Source organism: Ruegeria sp. AM2, assembly GCF_056540685.1.
In genome coordinates this window covers 880739-902554 of the sequence record NZ_JBQFXE010000001.1, presented here as the reverse complement: position 1 = coordinate 902554, position 21816 = coordinate 880739, and the positions used below count along the sequence as shown (strand labels likewise).

Here is a 21816-nt window from a genome sequence, read left to right as displayed (position 1 = left end):
CGTGGCTTAGTAAGGGTTAGGTATTGATCCCCGAGGGCACATGACCCAGTCGACCCGCACTGTCCTGCGCAACCAGCTCAATCAGGCTTTGGCCGCGTTGAAGGATGCGTGGCGGGTGATGTCGCGGCGCGGGCCAAGCCAGATTCAGTTCTGGTTCATTGCGCTGGCGATCGGGATTGCCGCTGGCTTTATGGCGCTGGGATTTCGCAAGGCTATCCGGGCGCTGCAAGCATGGGTCTATGACACCGAAGACATCCTGCTGCTGCACAGCCATGCCGAAAAACTGCCGTGGTTCCTGATCCTGATCACCCCGATTATCGGAGGTCTGATTGTTGGGATCATTCTACACAGGTTCACTGATGATGGGCGCGTGCGATCGGTTGCAGACGTCATCGAAGGTGCGGCCCTGACCGATGGCCGGGTCGAAGGGAAGGCGGGGATCGCGTCCTTGTTCGCGTCGCTGATTACACTCAGCACCGGAGGGTCAACGGGCCGTGAAGGGCCTGTGGTGCACATGGCCGGGGTGATCTCGACCTGGGTATCAAACCGTATCCACGCGGACGGTATCACGGGCCGAGATTTGCTGGGTTGCGCGGTCGCAGCGGCCGTTTCGGCCAGCTTTAACTCACCCATCGCGGGGGCCTTGTTCGCGCTAGAGGTCGTGCTGCGCCACTTCGCGGTACACGCCTTTGCGCCCATTGTAATCGCCTCGGTCGCGGGCACTGTCATCAACCGCTTGGAATATGGTGACGTCACCGAGTTCACGCTGGACACGCCGGGATCGCTGCAATTCTACGTCGAGCTTCCCGCCTTTCTGATCCTCGGTCTGATCTGCGGGCTTGTGGCACTGCTGCTCATGCGGTCGATCTTCTTTGCCGAGGACATTGGTAATCATATCCAAAGTCGTCTGTCCTTGCCCGGTTGGCTGCGGCCTGCGGTGTCCGGTGCGATGCTGGGACTGCTGGCGATCTGGTTTCCGCATATCATTGGCGTGGGCTATGAAACGACCATTCGTGCCTTAACCGGGGATTTGGTCCTTTCCGCCGCCATCTTGTTTGCCGTCATCAAAACCGTCGCCGTCGCCATTACGATGGGCGGGCGTATGGGCGGCGGTGTGTTCTCACCCTCTCTCATGATCGGCGCGCTGACCGGCCTCGCTTTTGGCCTGATCGCCACCGGATTGTTGCCAGATGTGTCAGGCACGCATACGCTTTATGCCTTCGCCGGAATGGGAGCCGTTGCCGCCGCCGTGCTGGGGGCCCCGATCTCGACCACGATGATTGTTTTCGAACTGACCGGAGACTGGCAGATCGGCTTGGCCGTGATGGTCTCGGTCTCCATGTCCACGGCGCTGGCCTCGCGCCTCGTGGACCGGTCGTTCTTCCTGACGCAGCTGGAGCGGCGCGATGTCCATCTGGCTGCAGGACCGCAAGCGTATCTGTTGGCGATGCTGAGGGCGGGCTCGGTCATGCGCCCGATCGGTGACCCGCGTTCGATCACGAAAGCAGAGGCGCAGGCGCTGATCGAGCAAGGGCTTTGCGTCAAGGCTAGTGCGACATTGGAAGCGGCGATGCCCTATTTCGACCGGGACGACATTCCGTGCATCCCTGTCGTTGTGATCGACAATGATGGATGCGAAAACCCGGTCGGTGCGCTCTATCACATTGATGCCTTGAAGGCGTACAATCGTGCTCTGGCCGCGACGGCAGCCGAAGAGCACTCATAGACTAGCCACCATACACCGTGGCCGCATCGCCCAGATAGTTGTCCCAGGCAAACCAGTAGGAGATATGGCCCGCCACCCGCGGCAATTGTGCGCCATCTGGCCCGACCAGAGCCTCTTCGGTCATCGTCCACTTCTGACCGGACTGATCCACAAGACCGCCTTCTGATACCATGAACCGATTGGATTTCCGCTCGTAAGCGCGCACCGTTCGCCTGTCTTCATTGCCGATCAAAACCAAGGGGCGGTTGGCGATGGCATCATTGATCACCCGGGTTCGAGCGAATGCGTCCAGCGGCCAGGCGCGCGCCGCGCCAAACTGGCGGACCGCAAACACATAGTCCTTTTGACGGTGATCCGACTGATCGACCAACGCGGGGAACATCAGATCAGGTGAAGCGAAGTATTCCCGATAGACCACGCCCGAGCCATAGTTCCGCCTGTACCCGGTATCCAGCGACAAAACCTTGGTGTCCGGGTGCGAGGTTTTCCAGCTTTCCCACGTCGTGATGACCACCGGACGCTGTTGTAGCTCGATACCGCTGGTGACCAACGGACCGACAACGGGTTTGCCGGTATATTGGTTCCAAAGCGAATGCGTTTCGCGATCAAACATCAACTTGTTCGATCGATAGAGGAACCCCGAGGACCCAAAGACCAGCGGTTTGCGCCGTCCTTCCAACTGCGTTTCGAACAGAATGCCTGACCCGCACAGGGTGCAATAGGCCAGCGCCACCGGCACGCCGCCGATCACTTCGTTGAACATCTCGTGCCAACCCATGATCCGCAACGGATAGGCCCGCGCGTCGCCATTGATCTCGACGCCGAATACAAGGTCATCATCCTTCAGGTAATCCGCCTGTTTGACCGTCAGCAGCGATGGGTAGTCCAGCGATGGTATGCCGTCCTTGACCACGCCGCCCCAGGAAATCTCTTCCAGCCGGATCTTCATCTTGTCGCGCTCCAGGTACTCGGGGCGCAGAAACAGGTCAAAGTTCTGATCGATGCCCAGAAGCACCTCACGCTTGAACGGGATCAGCGACGGGTGCGGGACGATCTGAGGGTTTTGCTCTTGCCATAGCATCCAGTCGAACCAGTCATCACCGATGTTCTGGCCTGCCAGCTCATCCATGACCTCGGCAATTTCATCGTCGCGACGTCGGGCATATCGCATCGCGGTCAATAGGGCCGGAACAACGTCCGGATTGCCGCGTTGCCGCAGGAAATCCAGTCCCCGCTCGAACTCTGAGCTGCTGCCATAGAGCGTTGTCCGAATGGCCGCGAGAACCGGGTCTTCTTGCGCCCAAAGCGCAGTGGGTGTCAGTGCTGCGGTTCCCAGCAATCCAGTGAAACTGCGACGCGTGATTGACATGGCATCCTCCGATAGATTCCACGTCTAGTTTGCACGCAAGCGCGCTCACATTCACGAAACACCCTTGTGATCGGCACCAATTTTGGCGTTCAAGGCTGCTTGTCGGGTGCGCTTTCTTCAGGTTCGGGATCGTCCTCAGGCTGTTTGAGGGTCAACGGAGGGTCCTGCGCCTCTTCCGAAATCGGTGCTGGGGCGGCGACAGGTTCAGGTGTTTCCGGGTTTAAGGCCTCGTCTGGCCCTGGAATTGCGCGTACGCCGGGCGTTTCCTCTTCTTCCGGAGTTGCGACAACCGGAACCTCGTCGGCGACGGTTTCCGCAATGGCGCGGCGAAAAACCAGCACGTTGCGCCAGTTGGTTGTTGACCCGGTCAATCCGGAACGTTCCTCGCTGGGCAGCAATTCCGCCCGTTGATACTCCCAACCGTCCTGACCCATTGTGTTCAACAATTGCTCGACAGAATTGGCAAAGCGGCCTTCTGGGGTCTTGACCCCTTTGGCTTTGGTGCCCTTTTGCGGGGCGGGAACAACTTTGTATTCGTAGCGTTGCATCATTCGGTCCCGGTTGCGATGTCCCGGCACGTTAACATTTTGCCGCGCCGGGAAAAGCGATCTTCTTGAAGGTTTGAAATTCAACCGTCAGTGTTGCCCTGAGCCCGCGCCGCCTTTTCGACCAGCGACAGGCAAAGCTCGGTCGCAAGGGCCATGTCCTGAACCGAGATCCACTCCAACGGCCCGTGAATGCACTGCATACCGGTGAAAATGTTGGGCGTCGGGGTGCCGAATTCGGTCAACCGCGACCCATCGGTGCCGCCCCGGATCGGGACTGACACAGGTTCCACACCCAGTTCCTGGCAGGCCTCGCGGGCCAGATCGACCGGGGTCATGTCCTTTTCCAGCCAATAGCGCATGTTGCGGTATTGGTGGGAAATGTCGCAACTGATCTGCGCGCGGGGTTCTGTAGCCTGAACGGCAGCGCAGACCTGACGGACGATGTTGCGCTGCGCCTCCAGCCCCTCCATCTCGAAATCGCGCAGGATCAGTTTGATCTCCATCTCAGAGGACCCGCCGTTCATGTGGGTAACATGAATGAATCCCTCACGGCCATCGGTGACTTCCGGTGTCATAGTGGCTTGGGGCAGGGTCTGTACGATCTTCGCCGCCAGATGCGCGGCATTCACCATCTTGTCTTTGGCCAGACCGGGGTGGATCGAAACGCCGGTAATCTTGATGACCGCGCGGTCGGCCGAGAAGCTTTCGTATTCGATCTCGCCCACATCCTGCCCGTCGAGCGTATAGGCGAAGTCTGCCTTCAGGTCTTTGGGCAATTGCTCGGTCACGCCGCGGCCGATCTCCTCATCAGGGGTGAAGGCGATGCGGATGGGGCCGTGGCGCACATCCTTGTTCTCGATCAGATGCCGGGCCATGGTCATCAAGATCGACACGCCAGCTTTGTCATCTGCCCCAAGCAGAGTGGTGCCGGAGGCGGTGATCAGATCATTCCCAATCTTCTGCGCGAGATAGGGGTGATCGTCCGGGGACAAAACAAGATCAGGGTCGTCCGGAAAGGTGATGTCTCCCCCGTTGTACCCTTTGATCACGCGTGGTTTCACACCCGTTGCGTTAAACTGCGGGGCGGTATCCACGTGCGCAAGAAACCCCACGGTTGGTCCAGGTGCAGTTCCGGGAATGGTTGCCACAACAACGCTGTCGCCTGTGATCTCGACATCTTGCGCGCCGATATCGGTCAGTTCTTTCTGCAATAGGTGCAGCATATCGAACTGAATCTCGGTGCTGGGGGTCGAAGGCGAGGTTTCGTCGCTCTGGCTGTCGATCGCGGCATAGCGCATTAGCCGGGTTTCGAGTTCCTGATCAAATCTGTTCTGCATGGCACCTACCTCTCTGATGCGGAAGAAAGGGTGCAAATGAAAACGGAGTCAAGCCGATGACCTGACTCCGCTTCGCATTGGGCAGTAAGGGACTTACGACCCCAGTTTTTTGCTCACTAGCTCATTCACGGCCTTGGGGTTGGCCTTGCCGCCAGTGGCTTTCATGACCTGACCTACGAACCATCCCGCCAGTTTCGGGTTGACCTTGGCCTTTTCGACTTGTGCCGGGTTGGCGGCGATGATCTCGTCCAAAGCGGCCTCGATGGCGCCAGTGTCGGTGACCTGCTTCATGCCGCGCTCTTCGACGATCTGGGCCGGGTCGCCGCCTTCGGTATAGACGATCTCGAACAGGTCCTTGGCGATTTTGCCCGAGATGGCGTCTGAGGAAATCAGATCGATGATCCCACCCAACTGCGCCGGAGACACGGGCGAGTCGGTGATGTCGTGATCTTCTTTCTTGAGGCGGCCAAACAGCTCGTTGATCACCCAGTTCGCGGCCAACTTGCCGTTGCGGCCTTTGGCGACCTCTTCAAAATAGGCCGCCGATTCTACTTCGGCGGTCAGGACCGAGGCGTCATAGTCCGTAAGGCCAAATGCCTCAATAAACCGCGCCTTCTTGGCGTCGGGCAGTTCAGGCAGCTTGGCCGCGATATCGTCCACCCATGCCTGCTCAATCTCCAGCGGCAGCAGGTCAGGGTCCGGGAAATAGCGGTAGTCATGCGCTTCTTCCTTGGAGCGCATCGAACGGGTCTCACCTTTGTCCGGGTCATACAGGCGCGTTTCCTGATCGACCTCACCACCGGCTTCGACGATGGCGATCTGGCGGCGGGCTTCGACCTCAATCGCCTGCTGGATAAACCGCATCGAGTTCATGTTCTTGATCTCGCACCGTGTACCCAAATGCGAGAAGTCCTGCGTTTCCTGATACTTCTCATAAGCGCCCGGCAAACAGATCGAGACGTTGACGTCCGCCCGCAGGTTGCCGTTTTGCATGTTACCGTCGCAGGTGCCCAGATAGCGCATGATCTGGCGCAGCTTGGCGATATAGGCGGCGGCCTCTTCCGGGCCACGGATGTCGGGACGGCTGACGATCTCCATCAGGCAGACGCCGGTCCGGTTCAGGTCGACGAAAGACATATGCGGGTCCATGTCGTGGATGGATTTGCCCGCGTCCTGCTCCATGTGGATGCGTTCGATCCGCACCATGCGCGCGGTGCCGTCGCCCATCTCGACCAGCACTTCGCCTTCGCCCACGATGGGATGGTAAAGCTGCGAAATCTGATAGCCCTGCGGCAGGTCGGGGTAGAAATAGTTCTTGCGGTCAAAAGCCGATTTCAGGTTGATATCCGCTTTCAGGCCCAGACCCGTGCGCACAGCCTGTTCCACGCAATATTCATTGATCACTGGCAGCATACCCGGCATCGCCGCATCCACGAAGGCCACGTTCGAGTTCGGTTCGGCCCCGAACTGGGTCGACGCTCCCGAGAACAGTTTGGCATTGGAAGAGACCTGAGCGTGCACCTCCATCCCGATCACCAGTTCCCAATCGTGCTTGGCCCCGGCAATGGTTTTGATTTTGGGCATTTCGTATGTCAGGTCGAGCATGGCGCGCCTCATATCCGCAGAAATCTAAGCCTGCGTATTAGGCGTGCCACGCCAAAGGGGCAAGTGCTTAGTTGCCCGAGAATTGCAGCCCGGTTGGGGTGAACGTAACGCTCTGCCCGCTGCGCAGCTCGTCGCGCAACAAACCGGCAATAGCACGCAGCGCATCGCGGTGACCGCGGGCGGCAAACCGTTCCGGTGAACTTACACGAAGGCTGTTGTTGAACCCGTCCGCCGCGTGCGCCCAGATCAGGGGATGCAGCTCGGTCAGGTGATCGCGGATAAGCCAATCCGCCGCCGCGCAAATCTGCTGGCGGGCTTTGTCGGCATGTTCATTTAGGCCCATGCGGGATTTGAGCGTGATCGCACAATAAGCCGCCAACAAGTTGATCGTCTGCTGATCTGGTCGGCGTTCGACAATATCGCGTAACCCTTCCAAGAAATATTCGACGTCAACTCTTGCACAGGCCTCATCGTCCAGCGCGATGGCGTCGAAATGGACCCATGTATATCCACCTGCGCCCCAGACGCTCTGGGTTCCAGCCGCGTTCCGTAGCGCCTGAACTTCCAGCTCTTCGTAGCTACCGAACCAACGCGGCAAAAGGTGACTTCCCATAGCGCGCATGTGACGATGGTTTTCTGGATCGAGCGCGATCAGCGCTTCGTACTTTTCAGCCACCCGGGCGCGCGAAACGCGCTGTCCCGCCAACAGGGCACAATCTGCCGCCGCCACAGCAGGGCTATCCGGCAATGCCGCGCGGCAATCGGGCAGGATTGCTGATGCACGGTCAAAATGCGCGGCGCAGCGTGATTGATGCAGAGGCGGCAGGGCGCCCCCACGCCCCCGAGTCCCTCGCCAGGCCCAAGCCAAATCAATATGCGTCAACGCCACAATCAACCCGATCATGGGGTCGCCGGGGTGTTCCTGCATTTCGCCTTCCAGCTCGGAAATTCCACCCAGCAGGTCATAGTCACAAATCTCGTGTCCCTCGGACAAAGCATGTTCGACAGCCAGCACTACGTCCGAGCGTGCGCCAAATGCCAACAGGTCAACGATGGGTTGGCCACATGGCGCGACCTCGCGTGTCCTGTCGGCTTCCTGCATCTCGCGGGACAGTTGTGCCCAGTCATCCTGGCGAACCAGATCACGTCCACGCAAAAAGGCTTTCCGATCAACGATTTCATCCAGACCGGGCTGGGCGACCGGGATATTCAGCTTTCCGGTGTCCGCAAGCGGGATTTCCGCCACACGGCCAGACGGCAGGCCATGAGGCTGCGTGGCTTTGGAAGAACCGGAGAATCTGGCGGAAAACGCCTTGAAAGACCGAAACATGGCTAAACTCGAACAAAAAACATCACAGTAACCGCTCAAGCCTGTACGATTTTTCATCAAATTGCAAGGTCTGGGGCTGAATCCTGGGGCGTTCACGGTCAATCGCTGTGATCGCCATGGATCGTTTCAAAAAACCCTGAAATGGTGCCGCTCTACGGCAATTCCGGCGTGTTGGAGCAGCGATTCCAGCTGTTTATGCGGTGGCAGAGACTCGTCTGGCAGCCGAATGTGCTTGCCGGATTGTAGAATGGCAGAGACCCGTACCGAGAAGTCCCAGCGCGTATCAAATCGGAATCTGTCGACCTCGGACAGCGCCAATTCTCCATGTCTTTGGCCTGTGTGCCAACGCAGGGCGCGCCCGTCCATCTCGATCCCTGCACGGGTGTCGTGGGTTAGATCCCAAAGAGATGGGAGTGTCGGTATCGCCAACAGCGTGACCAACCACCATGCCGCGTTGAACAGGATCACCAAACCCAGCAAGACCGCATAGACTCCGATCAAAATCACAACCGTGCGCGGGGTGCGGTTGTGGCGCGTAAAGGTGAACGGTGTCATGACCCCAAGATTCGCGCCACCATTTCGGTTGTGTCGCGCGATAGTTCAGGGGTATCGGCGATCCGTCGTAACTGAGCCTGCAACAGAGATTGCCGAGCACCGTCGTAGCGCCGCCAGGTCTGAAAAGCCGAACACATCCGCGCGGTTGTCTGCGGGTTGACTGGATCCAGCTTTATCAGCCAATCGGCCAGCACTGTGTAGCCATCGCCGCTTTCGGTGTGAAATCCAGCGTGATTCATGGCCAGAGAACCCATCACGGCGCGGAAACGATTTGGGTTTTTCCAGTTGAACTCTGGGTGTTCCGTTAGTCCGCGCGCGATTTCGGCTGTGACCTGTGGCTGAGCCATCGACACCTGCAGACCGAACCATTTGTCGATCACCAGTCTGTCATGCTGCCATTGGTCATAGAAGCTTGCGAGTTCCAATTGACCCTTTCCAGCCCGAAGCAAACAAGCCAGTGACGTCAGTTGCAATGTCATATTGTCGGCTTTGACAAATTGTTCCGCCGCTGCGACGCCGCCATCCAGTCGAGTCATCAGCGACAGTGTTGCGCTTCCAAGGGCCCGTTTGCCGGACTGTTCGGCATCCGGGCTGTAGGATGCATCGACCACGGCCTCGCTCTGCAATCGGGGCAGCAAGTCCTGAACATGCTGAGCCAAGGCTTGCCGCAGAGTTTCGACCGCGGTCCATATGGCTGTGGGATCAGGTGTTTGGCCGCCTTCGAATAGGGCGGCAGCCAATTCCGCCTGCGTCGGTAGTCCCAGCATCAGCGCGCGATAAGCAGGATCCAGGTCCCGATCGCGCAGCACCGACAGAATCCCATCCAAATAATCGACGGTTGGCGTCGCGTCCTCGCGGATCATTTGCAAAAGCGTGTCCTGCGCCAGCGAACGCCCAGCCTGCCAGCGATTGAACGGGTCGGTATCATGGGCCAAAAGAAATGCGCGTTCCGGGTTGCTTTGCGTCTGCTCCAGAATGACCGGAGCAGAGAAATCGCGCAGGATCGAGGCCGTGGGTTTCGCCGCCAGCCCGGTGAACTGGAACCGCTGGCTGGCTTCGGTCAGTTCTAATATTTCGGTTGCGCGAACCTCGTCACCGTTGGGGCCAAGCAGGCCCACGGCAATCGGGATCACCTGCGGCAGTTTATCAGCCTGACCCGGGGTGGGTTCGGTATGCTGCGATAGCGTCAGAGTGTAAGTACCATCAGCCCAATCTTCGGCCACGGTCACGCGCGGCGTGCCGGACTGGCTGTACCACCGCTTGAACTGGCTCAGCTCGCGACCCGTCGTATCCTCAAACACCTTGATCCAGTCTTCGATGGTGCAGGCCTGCCCATCGTGACGGTCGAAATAGAGGTTCAATGCTTTGGCATAGGCGTCATCCCCCACCAGCCGTTTCAGCATACCGATGACCTCGGCACCTTTTTCATAGACGGTCGCAGTGTAGAAATTATTGATCTCCTGAAAGCTTTCAGGTCGGACCGGGTGCGACAGAGGTCCATTATCCTCGGGGTACTGCCGCGCGCGCAGATCGATGGCGTCATGGATGCGCTTCACCGGGGCTGACCGCATGTCAGAGGTGAACTGCGCATCACGGAACACCGTTAGCCCTTCTTTCAAGCACAGCTGAAACCAGTCGCGGCAGGTGATGCGGTTACCGGTCCAGTTGTGGAAATACTCATGGGCGATGATCGCTTCGATGCGTTCGAAATTGGCATCAGTTGAGGTCTCGGGGCTGGCCAGCACGGCGGACGAGTTGAAAATGTTCAGCCCTTTGTTCTCCATCGCGCCCATGTTGAAGTCATCCACGGCCACGATGTTGAACACGTCCAGATCGTATTCGCGGCCATAAACGTCCTCGTCCCATTTCATAGACTTCTTCAGCGCCTCCATCCCGAAAGCACATTTGCCCTCATCCCCTGGACGGACCCAGAGGTTCAGTTCGACCTCGCGCCCTGACATGGTGGTGAATTGACCGGGATGCGCAATCAGGTCACCTGCGACCAACGCGAACAGATAAGCGGGCTTGGGCCAAGGGTCGGTCCATTCAGCCCAGCCGTCGCCTTTGCCCGAAGGGTTGCCATTGGACAGCAGCACCGGAAGGTCTCCGTTGATGCGCACGGTAAATGTGGACATTACGTCGGGGCGGTCTGGGTAGAAGGTGATTTTACGGAACCCTTCCGCCTCGCATTGGGTGCAATACATGCCGTTGGACATATACAGCCCTTCAAGCGCGGTGTTGCTGGCGGGGTCAATCTCAACTTCGGCTTCCCAAACGAAAGGTGCATCGGGGGCGGCGGCGGTCAATCCCTTGTCGGTGATCTCGGGTGTGATCTCGGTGCCGTCAATGGCGGAGCGGATCAAGGTCAGATCCTCGCCATGCAGAAAGAAGGTGCGATCGGTCGCGTCGGGGTTCGGGCGGAAAGCAATGCGCGAGGTGACACGCGTCGCATGTGCGGCCAGATCAAAGGTCAGATGCACGCTGTCGACCAGATAGCCAAACGGCGTGTAGTCTTTCAGATAGATCGTTTGGGGGGCAGCGTCGCGCATCGGGGGCCTCGCATGGGTTGATGTCTTGCGCGACGTTATGGGTTGCTGCGATGGGCTGCAAGCGGGGGCATTTGGTACGCGTTTCTTAAAACTCCAGATTTTGGTAAATATTTTTTACCGGAACGCCACGGCACACGTTGCCTATCGGAAACTTTCGCTCTAAACGCTGGCTGTATGCAATGGCGCACTCAGGTGGGAGGAACACAATGAGCAACCGACAGACACGCAGCGGACTTCAGGTCGACACGGTTCTCGCCGCGTTTATCGAAGACAAGGCTCTGCCTGGTACCGGCGTCACCGCTGATGCGTTTTGGGATGGTCTGTCGCGCATGGTGTCTGAGTTGGGGCCCAAGAACCGTGATTTCCTTGCCAAGCGCCAAAAGATTCAGGGTCAGTTGGACGCCTGGCACATTGAACGTAAAGGTCAGGATCACGACGCGGACGCCTACCAGGCATTTCTGCGTGAGATCGGGTACTTGGTCGAAGAGGGCGGTGATTTCCAGATAGAGACCACCAATGTCGACCCCGAGATTGCCTCAACACCCGGCCCGCAACTGGTTGTGCCGATCACAAACGCGCGTTTTGCCCTGAATGCCGCCAATGCGCGGTGGGGCAGCCTGTATGATGCGCTCTACGGCACCGACGCGATGGGCGACATGCCTGCGGCAGGCGGCTACGACGAAGCGCGTGGTGGGCGTGTAATCGCTTGGGCCAAAAGCTTTTTGGATGACGCGGTTCCCTTGTCCGCCGGATCGTGGGCGGATGTGTCCGAGTTGCGCGTTGAAGACGGTGTTCTGCAGCCCGCACTCGCCGACAATGCCGGTTTTGTGGGCTTTGGCGGCGAGGCTGAAGCACCCGAATTCGTGCTTTTCAAAAACAACGGCTTGCACATCAAGATCATCATTGATGCGTCCAGCAACATCGGTTCCGCCGATCCGGCGGGCATTGCGGACGTCCATCTGGAATCAGCCCTGTCCACGATCATGGACTGCGAGGATTCGGTGGCCTGTGTGGACGCCCAAGATAAGGTTGTGGCCTATGGCAATTGGCTGGGTCTGATGAAAGGCGATTTGGCCGAAGACGTAACCAAAGGCAGCACCACCTTTACCCGCAGACTTGCTGAAGACCTTGCTTATACCACCGCTGGCGGCGCGCCGGGCGTGCTGAAAGGCCGCTCGCTGATGTTGATCCGCAATGTTGGACACCTGATGACCAACCCGGCCGTTCTGGACGGCGAGGGTCATGAGATCGGCGAGGGCCTGATGGATGCGCTCTGTACCACGCTGATTGCGATGCACGATTTGCAACGCGAGGGCGGGAACTCGGTCAAAGGCTCGGTCTACGTGGTGAAGCCCAAGATGCACGGCCCCGCCGAAGTGGCTTTCGCGGTTGAGATTTTCGATATGGTCGAAGACATCCTCGGCCTGCCGCGCAACACCGTAAAGCTGGGCATCATGGATGAGGAGCGTCGCACCTCGGCCAACCTCAAGGAATGTATCCGTGCTGCAAAATCGCGTGTGGCCTTCATTAACACAGGCTTCCTCGACCGTACTGGGGATGAGATCCACACATCAATCGAGGCCGGTCCGATGATGCCGAAGGGCGACATCAAGAACACGCCTTGGATTGCGTCTTACGAGGATCGCAACGTCGACATCGGTCTGGCTTGCGGTCTGAAGGGCAAGGCGCAAATTGGCAAGGGCATGTGGGCGATGCCCGACCGGATGGGCGATATGCTGGAGGCCAAGATTGGTCATCCGCGGTCAGGCGCTACTTGCGCCTGGGTCCCCTCGCCGACGGCTGCGGCCCTGCACGCCACGCATTACCACAAAGTCGACGTCCTGGCGCGCCAGGCCGAACTGGCCGCAGGAGGCGCGCGGGGCACGCTGGACGATTTGCTGACCGTGCCTCTGCTGGGCGGACGCAACCTCAGCGATGATGAAATCGCGCGTGAAATCGAGAACAACGCACAAGGCATTCTGGGCTATGTGGTGCGCTGGGTCGATCAGGGTGTTGGCTGTTCGAAAGTGCCGGACATCAACGATATCGGTCTGATGGAAGACCGCGCGACTTGCCGGATATCGTCTCAGGCACTGGCCAACTGGCTGCATCATGACGTGGTCAGCGAGGAACAGGTGATGGCCGCGATGCAGAAGATGGCCGCCGTGGTGGACCGTCAGAATGCAGGCGATCCAAGCTATCGCCCGATGGCGCCCGGCTTTGACGGCATCGCCTTTCAGGCCGCTTGCGATCTGGTTTTCAAGGGCCGGGTGCAGCCCTCGGGCTATACCGAGCCGGTTTTGCACGCCCGCCGTTTGGAGTTGAAAGCCAGCTTGGGCTGAACGGATAGGGTTGGAACGAGGGGGCTGTCTGCCCCCTCGCACTCCCCCGAGGATATTTTTAGCCAGATGAAAGGGATCAGGCATGGCTGTTACATTGCGCAAGGCGCGCACAATTGTGCGCAAGGCTTTGGAAAAAGGCCGCGAATTGGAACTGAAACCCCTCTCGGTTGTCGTTTTGGACGCCGGTGGTCATGTGATCGCGTTTGAACGCGAAGACGGTGCCGCGCCCGGTCGTTTTGCGATTGCGCAGGGCAAGGCCTATGGCTCGGTCATGCTTGGCATGGCGGGTACCGCGCAGATGGCGCGGGCCGAGGCGCAGGCCTATTTCATGGCCGCCGTGAACGGTGTCTATGGCGGGCAGGTCGTGCCGGTGCCGGGCGGTGTTCTGTTGCGCGACAAGAAAGGCGCTGTGATCGGGGCCGTTGGTGTGACCGGCGACACATCGGACAACGATGCCGCTGCAGCGATGGCCGGAATCGAGGCCGCAGGTTTGATAGGCGAAAGCTGATCCGACAAATAATTAGAGAGCCGACACGGCCCTCCATCCTACGGAGTTTGCGAAATGCCCTGGAAATGGGCAAACGCGCACGACTTGAACCGTATGTGCAGGGCTGAACAAGTACCTGCGCTGACACACAGGGCTTGTGCTATTGCGCGCGGCCAACCCTGCCGATAGTTTTCCTGAAACTCGCGGAAAAGTTTAGGAAAGCAGAATGTCTCGTCCCGTCGTCGGTATTATCGGCAACTCATATTTGATGAACGACCAATACCCGACCCATGCTGGCGGGACGATGAACTCGGATGCGGTGGCCAATGTGTCGGGTTGCTTGCCGATGCTTATCCCGGCCGATCCACGCTATGTTTCGGTCGAGGAATTGTTGGAGGTATGCGACGGGTTCCTGTTAACCGGCGGTCGGCCCAATGTTCATCCCGAGGAATACGGTGAGTGCGCGACAGACGCGCATGGAGATTTTGACCGTGCCCGCGACGCGATCACGTTGCCTCTGGTCCGAGCATGCGTTGAACGCGGCCAGCCGTTCTTTGGTATTTGCCGGGGCTTTCAGGAAGTGAACGTGGCGATGGGCGGCACGCTTTATCCGGAAATCCGGGACTTGCCGGGGCGGATGAACCACCGGATGCCGCCCGAGGGCACATTGGAAGAAAAATTTGCCCTGCGCCATGTGGTCACCCTAAGTGACGGTGGCGTCTTCCATCGCCTGATGGGGGCGCGTGAGGTGATGACCAATACGCTGCACGGCCAGGGGATCAAAACGGTGGGGCATCGGATCGTGATCGACGGCCTCGCGCCTGATGGCACGCCCGAGGCGATTTTCGTCAAAGACGCGCCCGGTTTCACTCTTTCGGTGCAATGGCACCCGGAATGGGACGCTGTGAACGACCCGGTGTCACGTCCGCTGTTCGAAGCGTTTGGTGATGCGGCGCGTGCGTGGTCAACCGGGTCGCAGGCCGGATTGGTGCAACAGAGCGCCTGAATTCGTGCGCCGGTCCGGGAGAGAGGAACCAGACCGGCGCATCGCGATCAAACCAGCAGATTGAACTGATTGATCAAGGGCAGGGTGCGCGCACGCTCACCCGTCAGGTCGAACAGCGCGTTTCCAAGCGCAGGCATGGACGGGGGTGTTCCGGGTTCGCCCACGCCACCCAGATGGCGATTGGTTTCCAGAATCTGAACCTCGGTCACCGGCGCGTTGTGCATCCGCAAGGCGTCATAGTCCGGGAAGTTGTACTGTTCGACTTCACCTTCGGCGAACGTGATCTCGCCCATTACGGCGGCGGAAAGGCCATAGATCATGCCGCCGAACATCTGCGCCTCGACCGTGCCGGGATCCAGCGCGAGGCCGACGTCGCAGGCAATCCACGCCCTGGCGATGCGGATGGTGCCGTCTTCGTCAACCACCTCGATCACCTGCGCGACCGGAGTGCCAAAGCTGTAGGTCATCGCCACGCCGCGCCCAACCCCGTCTGGGGTTTTACCAGTCCATCCCGACATGTCCTTTACAGCCTGCAGAACACCAGCCGAGGGTCCATGCTCGGCCTTGGCCAGTTCCAGACGGAATTCCAATGGGTCACGACCAGCGGCATAGGCCATCTCGTCCATGAAGGTCTCATGGAAAAAGCCGTTATGACTGTTGCCGACCGAGCGCCAAAAGCCCACTGGCACGTCCAGATCAGCAATATGACCGCTGATGCGATAGTTTGGCACTGCGTAGGGCTGGTTGAACAGGCCCTCGACCAGTATTTTGTCAGGGCCCCCGCCGGGCACGCCGGTGTAGCGTTCCAATGCTTGTTGGGTGCAGGATTGTGCAGCTACCTTACCGTCGATCAAAACCGCTTTGCCGTCCTTGACCGCACCGCGCATCCGCGCCAGTGCGCCGGGGCGATAGAAGTCATGGCGCATGTCTTCTTCGCGGCTCCACGTAGTTTGGACGGGAACGTTAGGCATCGCCATCGCGACCTTGGTAGCGATTTCGGCAAAATCCAGTTCTCCGCGCCGTCCAAAGCCGCCGCCCAGATAAGTGGTGTGAACCGCGACCGCGTCCTTGTCCAGATTGGCGGTATTGGCGGCGCGAATCTGCAACAGGGTCGGGGCCTGATTGCCGCACCACAGGTCCAGCTTGGTGCCGGTGAACAGCGCGGTGGCGTTCATCGGCTCCATCGTGGAATGGGCCAGGTAAGGCACGCGGTATTCGACCGAGATCTCGGTCGCGCCGTCGGGCAGTACGTCCACATCGCCATCGTTTCGCATGGTCGAGTTCGGCGAATCATCAAACGCTTCGGCGATCTTGGCGAACAGGTCGTCGGTCTCGGGCGGGTAGGGGGCGTCGCCCCAGTCCACGTCAATTGCCTCGACCGCCTGAATGGCCAGCCATGTGTTGTTTGCGACCACCGCCACGCCGTTGCCCAGATCGACAACCTTTTCAACACCAGGCATGGATTCCGCGTCGCTGGCGTCAAAGCCGTTCATCGTGCCGCCCAATTTGGGGTTCATCCGTACTGAAGCGAATTTGAGACCCTCGGGCCGCACGTCAATGCCGAACTCGGCCGTGCCGGTGGACTTGCCAACAATATCCACGCGCGGCAGGTTCTGGCCCAACATGCGCCAATTTGACGGGTCGCGCAAAGCAGCGTTTGGGGGCTCAATCTGTCCCGCTGCCTCAGCCAATTCGGTATAGGCAAGGCGGGTTCCGTCCGGCGCGATAACCGCGCCGCCCTGCGTCTGTAGCTGCGCGCGATCCACACCCAGCCGGTCAGCGGCGGCCTGCTTCAGCGTTTCGCGGGCAGTCGCGCCAGCTTGGCGCATCCGTTCGAACCCGTCGCGCATCGAAGTCGATCCGCCCGTGAGCTGAAGGTTCAGGGTCTTTCCAATCACGCCCAGTGCCTGTCCCAGATTGTGTTGAAAATCCGAGATGTCATAGCCTTTGTTCGGCAACCCCTCGCCGATCAGAGCGGTATTGTAATAGGCGGCTGCCGCGGGACCATGCAGGACGCGGATATCGGCCAGTTCCACGTCCAGCTCTTCGGCGATCAGAGCGGCCCATGTGGTCATCACACCTTGGCCCATTTCGGCGCGGGGGGCGAACAGGGTTACACCTTGTTGGTCGATCAGAATGAAGGGGCTAAGCGCGGTTTCGCCTTCTACCGGTTTTAGCGGGTTTGGGGCGGGACGCGTTACATAATACGCACCGAACGCGACACCGCCGACCACAGCGGCCGAGCCTATCAGGAAGGTTCTGCGAAGGATTTTACCAAAAGATGCCATGGGTTACGCCTCCTGCAGCTTTGCGGCGGCGTCGTGAATCGCGGCGCGGATTCGAGGGTAGGTGCCACAACGGCACAGGTTGCCTTGCATGGCGTCATCAATATCCGAATTCGTCGGGGCTGGATTTTCAGCCAACAATGCCGCGGCCTGCATGATCTGACCCGACTGGCAATAGCCACACTGTGCCACCTGATGCTCGACCCAAGCCTGTTGAATCGTCGCCATTGTGCCCGGTGTTCCCAGCCCTTCGATCGTTGTCACATCTCCCCACACGTCCGACAGGGACACCTGACAGGAGCGCACCGCTTCACCGTCTATATGAACGGTACAGGCACCGCAGGCCGCAACGCCGCAGCCGAATTTGGTGCCCGTCAGCCCGATCTCATCGCGCAGAACCCACAGCAGGGGGACCTCCTCTGGCAGATCGACCTGATATGACGTACCGTTAACTTTCAAATTGATCGTCATGGCGTTCCCTCTTGGATTTTCTGACGTTATGACATATCTATTGCAAAGTGTCAGACAGTCAACTGACAAAGTGAGGTAAAAGTGTCAGAGGCGCGATTAAAAGACTTTGTCCCGGACGAAAAGTGCCAGATTATTCTGGAATCAGCGCTCAGGGCGTTTTCGACCTATGGGTTCAAAAAAACGTCGATGGATGACATTGCAAAAGGGGCCAGCATGTCCCGGCCTGCGCTGTATCTGTATTTCGACAACAAGGATGCGATTTTGCGCGAACTGACCAGCAGATATTATCAGCGCAAGATAGCCGCAGTCGCGGAGGCATTGAAAATCGAAGGAACGGTGTCGCAGATCATCGGCAACGCCATTCACGTTCAAACGGACGGAATGGCCGAGATTCTGTCTTCGCCGCACGGGTTGGAATTGCTGGATGCGAGTGTGTCCGCAGCGGCGGACATCGTGACGCAAGGCGAGGCGCAGCTTATGGCGCTGTATGCCGAATGGCTCAAGCGCGAGGCTGCGAATGGCCGGGTGCGTTTGTTTGACGGGCCGCGGGAAACGGCCAAGATGATCGCCTCAGCGTTGCGTGGAATCAAGGTTTCGGCCACGGATTATCAGGAATTCACACGGTCGAACTCGAACTTTGCCACCATTATCGGCGAAGGGATCGAAGTCAGGTAACCCTCTGCCTCACCTTGTATTCCGGGGTGTCCCACAGGCGGTTCTGCATGATGTCGGCCAGGATTGTGACCGCATTTTCAACGTCCTGTTCATCGATGTATAACGGCGTGAAGCCGAACCGCATGATGTCGGGGGCGCGGAAATCTCCGATCACACCGCGCGCGATCAGCGCCTGCATGGCCGCATAGCCGTCAGCAAAGCGGAACGAGACCTGACTGCCGCGCTGCAGCGGATTGCGCGGACTGGCAAGTTGCAAGTCAGGGCAGGTGGCCTCGACCCGCGCGATGAACAATTCGGTCAGCTCGATGGATTTGGCGCGGACATCGGCCATGTCTGCGATGTCCCAGACATCCATCGCCGCCGAAAGCGCAGTCATCTGGATGATCGGTGGCGTCCCGACCCGCATCCTTTCGATCCCGTTGCCAGGGCGATAATCGAGGTCAAATGAGAACGGGGCCTCGTGCCCCAACCAGCCGGAAAGCGCTGGTCGCACCCGGCCAGCTAGACGCGGGGCGACATAGATGAAGGCAGGAGCCCCTGGGCCACCATTTAGATATTTATAAGTGCACCCTACCGCGAAATCGGCGTTACAGCCTGACATGTCTACCGGGATCGCGCCGGCGGAATGGGCCAAATCCCAGACGGTGACAGTGCCATTCGCATGGGCCAACTCGGTCAGCGTTTTCATGTCATGCATTCGACCCGACCGGTAGTCGACCTCGGTCAGCATCAGGACGGCTACGTCGTCGGTGATGTTCTCGGCCACATCCTCAGGACTGACGACGCGCAGCTCATAATCCGGCCCCAGCGACCGCAGCAACCCGTCCACCATGTAAAGGTCAGAAGGAAAGTTGCCGCTATCTGACAGAACGACCTTGCGGCCGGGGCATAACTCCAGCGCCGAAGCGACGGCCTGATAGACCTTGATCGACAGCGTATCGCCTGTCACCACACTGCCCGGCTCTGCGCCTATAAGACGCCCGATACGGTCGCCCAAACCGGTCGGCAATCCCATCCATCCGGCCTTGTTCCAGCCGGTGATCAGCATCTGCCCCCATTCCCTGTTCATCATATCGCCCACCCGATCACGTGCGGCGCGGGGCAGCGGCCCCAGAGAGTTGCCGTCCAGGTAAATAACGCCCTCGGGCAGGTGGAACATGGCTTTGGTGGCGGCAAAATCGGTCATGGCGGTCCTGCGTCAAAGGTCTTTTTCAAGGGCTAGCCCATCCGGGTGATCCTGTCCATCTGCGCAGGCTTTTCGACAGGTTGAAAGCCATCCCTGCGACTATCTGTTGTTTTGCCAAATCTGCCAGAAAACGATAGAGCGGCGGTCAAAAGCGACATCCCGTCGCCGAATCCGGCCAGAGAGCTAACCGTAATGCGTAAAGTTGATCTTCCTCCGGTCTGGTTGCTGGGCTTTGCGGTTCTTGCGTGGCTGCAGGCGCGGTATGTGTCGTTAGGCCTGTCGCTGGACGGCTGGTTCACCAATCTGCTCAGTGGTTTGCTGATCGGAGCCGGGCTTATCCTGGCCATGCTGGCCATAGCCGAATTCCGGCGGTTCAAGACCACAATCATTCCGCATCAGGTGCCCACATCGATGGTGCAGAGCGGGATATTCAAGCGCAGTCGCAATCCGATCTATCTGGGGGACGTGCTGATCCTGACCGGGCTGATCCTGCGGTTTGATGCCGTGCTGTCGCTGATCCTTGTCCCAATTTTCGTCTGGCTGTTGGAACGCCGTTTCATCCTGCCGGAAGAAGACCGCCTGCGCCGGACGTTCCGCGCGGATTTCGCCCGATATGAACGCCAGACGCGGCGCTGGATCTGAGAGGTTGACGTATTTTACACAACGTCAATTTCGCTGCGCTTGCGAAATAATGTTGCGCAAGATAGATGAATGATTGATGAGAAATACCGACCACCCGCTCGGTCAGAGTGAAAATTAGGGGGAATTGCCGGTGAAGATAGGCACACCAAAGGAAATTCTGGACGGAGAGAACCGGGTTGCGATGACGCCCGACTCGGCCGTGCAACTGCAGAAACTGGGCTATGAGTGCCTGATCGAAAAAGGCGCTGGCGCGGCGGCTGGGTTCTCGGACGCGGCATATGAAGCTGCGGGTGTTGAGGTCGTGAAAACCGCAGCGGCGCTCTGGAAGACTGCTGACATCGTTGCCAAGGTGCGCCAACCCAACGAGACCGAGCTGAAGCGCCTGACCAAGGGCAAGACGCTGATTTCCTTCTTCAACCCAGCCGGGAATGACGAGGGGATGGAACTGGCCAAATCCAAAGGCGCGAATGTCATCGCGATGGAGATGGTGCCGCGAATTTCGCGTGCCCAGAAGATGGACGCGCTGTCCTCGATGGCGAACATCGCGGGCTATCGTGCCGTAATCGAGGCGGGCAACAACTTTGGTCGTTTCTTCACCGGTCAGGTGACGGCGGCGGGTAAGGTGCCGCCGGCCAAGGTGCTGATCGTTGGGGCCGGTGTGGCTGGTCTGGCCGCGATTGGGACGTCCACCTCGCTGGGCGCGATCACCTATGCGTTCGACGTGCGCCCCGAAGTGGCCGAACAGGTCGAGTCGATGGGTGCCGAGTTCGTCTATCTGGACTTTGAAGAGCAGCAGCAGGATGGCGCGGCCACCGGCGGCTATGCATCGGTCCAGTCCGAGGAATTCCGCAACGCGCAGCTGGCCAAGTTCCGCGAGCTGGCGCCAGAGATGGACATCGTGATCACCACCGCGCTGATCCCGAACCGCGAGGCTCCTGAGCTTTGGACCAAGGATATGGTCGAAAGCATGAAGCCGGGCTCGGTCATCGTGGACCTTGCGGCGGAAAAAGGCGGCAACTGCAAGCTGACCGTCGCGGATGAGAAGATCGTGACCGACAATGGCGTGACCATCATCGGCTATACCGACTTCCCCAGCCGGATGGCGGCGCAGTCTTCGTCGCTGTACGCAACCAACATCCGTCACATGATGACTGACCTGACGCCTGAGAAGGACGGTCAGATCAATCATGACATGGAAGATGACGTGATCCGCGGCTCGACCGTGACCTATCAAGGTGAGATCACTTTCCCGCCGCCACCACCGAAAGTGCAGGCGATTGCGGCGCAGAAAAAACCCGAGGTCAAGGAACTGACTCCGGAAGAGAAAAAGGCGCAAGAGATTGCCGCGTTCAAGGCGCAGACCAAGCAGCAGTTCACCCTGCTGGGTGTCGGCGGCGCGCTGATGCTGCTGGTGGGTCTGGTCGCTCCGGCCAGCTTCATGCAGCACTTCATCGTGTTCGTGCTGGCCGTGTTTGTGGGCTTCCAGGTGATCTGGGGCGTGGCGCACAGCCTGCACACCCCGCTGATGGCAATCACCAACGCGATCTCGTCTATCATCATCGTTGGGGCGCTTATGCAGATCGGATCGGGCTCGGTCCTGGTCATTCTGCTGGCGGCGGTGTCGGTCTTTATGGCCGGGATCAACATCTTCGGCGGCTTTCTTGTCACCCGGCGCATGCTTGCCATGTTCCAGAAATCTTAAG

At 59.1% G+C, this 21816-nt stretch carries 17 protein-coding genes; 7 read left to right on the top strand and 10 right to left on the bottom strand.

Annotated elements, in window-relative coordinates; genetic code table 11:
- Positions 1–40: 40 nt before the first annotated feature.
- On the top strand, positions 41–1726 hold the full coding sequence (locus ACR0CR_RS04505) for a chloride channel protein (RefSeq protein WP_480597132.1): 1686 nt from the start codon (positions 41–43) through the stop codon (positions 1724–1726).
- 1 nt (position 1727) lies between these two features.
- Here the strand turns inward: ACR0CR_RS04505 and ACR0CR_RS04500 are convergent, their stop codons facing one another.
- From ACR0CR_RS04500 to pepN, 7 genes are all read right to left on the bottom strand, one after another.
- Positions 1728–3095 carry a DUF3179 domain-containing protein gene (locus ACR0CR_RS04500; protein WP_480597130.1) on the bottom strand — a complete coding sequence of 456 codons (1368 nt, stop codon included), beginning with the start codon at positions 3093–3095 and terminating at the stop codon, positions 1728–1730.
- Between the two features lie 89 nt (positions 3096–3184).
- Positions 3185–3643 carry a DUF4177 domain-containing protein gene (locus tag ACR0CR_RS04495; protein ID WP_480597128.1) on the bottom strand — a complete coding sequence of 153 codons (459 nt, stop codon included), beginning with the start codon at positions 3641–3643 and terminating at the stop codon, positions 3185–3187.
- 80 nt (positions 3644–3723) lie between these two features.
- Complete coding sequence (pepT, locus tag ACR0CR_RS04490; protein WP_480597126.1) at positions 3724–4980, bottom strand: peptidase T; 1257 nt, start codon at positions 4978–4980, stop codon at positions 3724–3726.
- A gap of 93 nt (positions 4981–5073) precedes the next feature.
- Positions 5074–6585 carry an Asp-tRNA(Asn)/Glu-tRNA(Gln) amidotransferase subunit GatB gene (gene gatB / locus ACR0CR_RS04485; RefSeq protein WP_480597124.1) on the bottom strand — a complete coding sequence of 504 codons (1512 nt, stop codon included), beginning with the start codon at positions 6583–6585 and terminating at the stop codon, positions 5074–5076.
- A gap of 67 nt (positions 6586–6652) precedes the next feature.
- On the bottom strand, positions 6653–7915 hold the full coding sequence (locus ACR0CR_RS04480) for a hypothetical protein (protein ID WP_480597123.1): 1263 nt from the start codon (positions 7913–7915) through the stop codon (positions 6653–6655).
- 126 nt (positions 7916–8041) lie between these two features.
- Complete coding sequence (locus tag ACR0CR_RS04475; protein WP_480597121.1) at positions 8042–8470, bottom strand: hypothetical protein; 429 nt, start codon at positions 8468–8470, stop codon at positions 8042–8044.
- On the bottom strand, positions 8467–11019 hold the full coding sequence (pepN, locus tag ACR0CR_RS04470; protein ID WP_480597119.1) for an aminopeptidase N: 2553 nt from the start codon (positions 11017–11019) through the stop codon (positions 8467–8469). Before pepN ends, ACR0CR_RS04475 begins: the two co-directional genes overlap by 4 nt.
- 206 nt (positions 11020–11225) lie before the next feature.
- Between pepN and ACR0CR_RS04465 the strand changes: the two genes are divergently transcribed.
- From ACR0CR_RS04465 to ACR0CR_RS04455, 3 genes are all read left to right on the top strand, one after another.
- Complete coding sequence (locus ACR0CR_RS04465; RefSeq protein ID WP_480597117.1) at positions 11226–13361, top strand: malate synthase G; 2136 nt, start codon at positions 11226–11228, stop codon at positions 13359–13361.
- An 82-nt stretch (positions 13362–13443) separates the two neighbouring features.
- Complete coding sequence (locus ACR0CR_RS04460) at positions 13444–13869, top strand: GlcG/HbpS family heme-binding protein (RefSeq protein ID WP_480597116.1); 426 nt, start codon at positions 13444–13446, stop codon at positions 13867–13869.
- 205 nt (positions 13870–14074) lie between these two features.
- Positions 14075–14854, top strand: a complete 780-nt coding sequence (locus ACR0CR_RS04455; RefSeq protein WP_480597114.1) for a gamma-glutamyl-gamma-aminobutyrate hydrolase family protein — start codon at positions 14075–14077, stop codon at positions 14852–14854.
- A 47-nt stretch (positions 14855–14901) separates the two neighbouring features.
- Here ACR0CR_RS04455 and ACR0CR_RS04450 read toward each other — a convergent pair whose 3' ends face one another.
- Positions 14902–17142 carry a xanthine dehydrogenase family protein molybdopterin-binding subunit gene (locus ACR0CR_RS04450; protein WP_480597113.1) on the bottom strand — a complete coding sequence of 747 codons (2241 nt, stop codon included), beginning with the start codon at positions 17140–17142 and terminating at the stop codon, positions 14902–14904.
- Positions 17143–17145: 3 nt separating this feature from the next.
- Positions 17146–17610, bottom strand: coding sequence for a (2Fe-2S)-binding protein (locus ACR0CR_RS04445; RefSeq protein WP_480597112.1), 465 nt, complete (start codon positions 17608–17610; stop codon positions 17146–17148).
- Positions 17611–17691: 81 nt separating this feature from the next.
- On the opposite strand from ACR0CR_RS04445, the gene ACR0CR_RS04440 reads away from it, so the two are divergent.
- Positions 17692–18285 (top strand): TetR/AcrR family transcriptional regulator, encoded by a 594-nt coding sequence (locus ACR0CR_RS04440; RefSeq protein WP_480597110.1) that lies wholly within the window; start codon positions 17692–17694, stop codon positions 18283–18285.
- On the opposite strand, the gene kynU is transcribed toward ACR0CR_RS04440, so the two are convergent.
- Positions 18278–19471: a kynureninase gene (gene kynU, locus ACR0CR_RS04435; protein ID WP_480597109.1), complete on the bottom strand. Its 1194-nt coding sequence runs from the start codon at positions 19469–19471 to the stop codon at positions 18278–18280. The genes ACR0CR_RS04440 and kynU overlap by 8 nt on opposite strands.
- 192 nt (positions 19472–19663) lie before the next feature.
- Between kynU and ACR0CR_RS04430 the strand changes: the two genes are divergently transcribed.
- Together ACR0CR_RS04430 and ACR0CR_RS04425 are read left to right on the top strand one after the other, a co-directional pair.
- Positions 19664–20113, top strand: a complete 450-nt coding sequence (locus ACR0CR_RS04430; RefSeq protein ID WP_480597108.1) for a methyltransferase family protein — start codon at positions 19664–19666, stop codon at positions 20111–20113.
- Positions 20114–20243: 130 nt separating this feature from the next.
- Positions 20244–21815 carry a Re/Si-specific NAD(P)(+) transhydrogenase subunit alpha gene (locus tag ACR0CR_RS04425; protein ID WP_480597107.1) on the top strand — a complete coding sequence of 524 codons (1572 nt, stop codon included), beginning with the start codon at positions 20244–20246 and terminating at the stop codon, positions 21813–21815.
- The last annotated feature ends 1 nt before the right edge of the window (position 21816 follow it).

Bases quoted from the DNA above. Each gene is read 5' to 3' on its own strand.
- ACR0CR_RS04505 (WP_480597132.1), top strand. From the start codon at position 41: ATGACCCAGTCGACCCGCACTGTCCTGCGCAACCAGCTCAATCAGGCT.
- ACR0CR_RS04500 (WP_480597130.1), bottom strand. From the start codon at position 3,095: ATGTCAATCACGCGTCGCAGTTTCACTGGATTGCTGGGAACCGCAGCA.
- ACR0CR_RS04495 (WP_480597128.1), bottom strand. From the start codon at position 3,643: ATGCAACGCTACGAATACAAAGTTGTTCCCGCCCCGCAAAAGGGCACC.
- pepT (WP_480597126.1), bottom strand. From the start codon at position 4,980: ATGCAGAACAGATTTGATCAGGAACTCGAAACCCGGCTAATGCGCTAT.
- gatB (WP_480597124.1), bottom strand. From the start codon at position 6,585: ATGCTCGACCTGACATACGAAATGCCCAAAATCAAAACCATTGCCGGG.
- ACR0CR_RS04480 (WP_480597123.1), bottom strand. From the start codon at position 7,915: ATGTTTCGGTCTTTCAAGGCGTTTTCCGCCAGATTCTCCGGTTCTTCC.
- ACR0CR_RS04475 (WP_480597121.1), bottom strand. From the start codon at position 8,470: ATGACACCGTTCACCTTTACGCGCCACAACCGCACCCCGCGCACGGTT.
- pepN (WP_480597119.1), bottom strand. From the start codon at position 11,019: ATGCGCGACGCTGCCCCCCAAACGATCTATCTGAAAGACTACACGCCG.
- ACR0CR_RS04465 (WP_480597117.1), top strand. From the start codon at position 11,226: ATGAGCAACCGACAGACACGCAGCGGACTTCAGGTCGACACGGTTCTC.
- ACR0CR_RS04460 (WP_480597116.1), top strand. From the start codon at position 13,444: ATGGCTGTTACATTGCGCAAGGCGCGCACAATTGTGCGCAAGGCTTTG.
- ACR0CR_RS04455 (WP_480597114.1), top strand. From the start codon at position 14,075: ATGTCTCGTCCCGTCGTCGGTATTATCGGCAACTCATATTTGATGAAC.
- ACR0CR_RS04450 (WP_480597113.1), bottom strand. From the start codon at position 17,142: ATGGCATCTTTTGGTAAAATCCTTCGCAGAACCTTCCTGATAGGCTCG.
- ACR0CR_RS04445 (WP_480597112.1), bottom strand. From the start codon at position 17,610: ATGACGATCAATTTGAAAGTTAACGGTACGTCATATCAGGTCGATCTG.
- kynU (WP_480597109.1), bottom strand. From the start codon at position 19,471: ATGACCGATTTTGCCGCCACCAAAGCCATGTTCCACCTGCCCGAGGGC.
- ACR0CR_RS04430 (WP_480597108.1), top strand. From the start codon at position 19,664: ATGCGTAAAGTTGATCTTCCTCCGGTCTGGTTGCTGGGCTTTGCGGTT.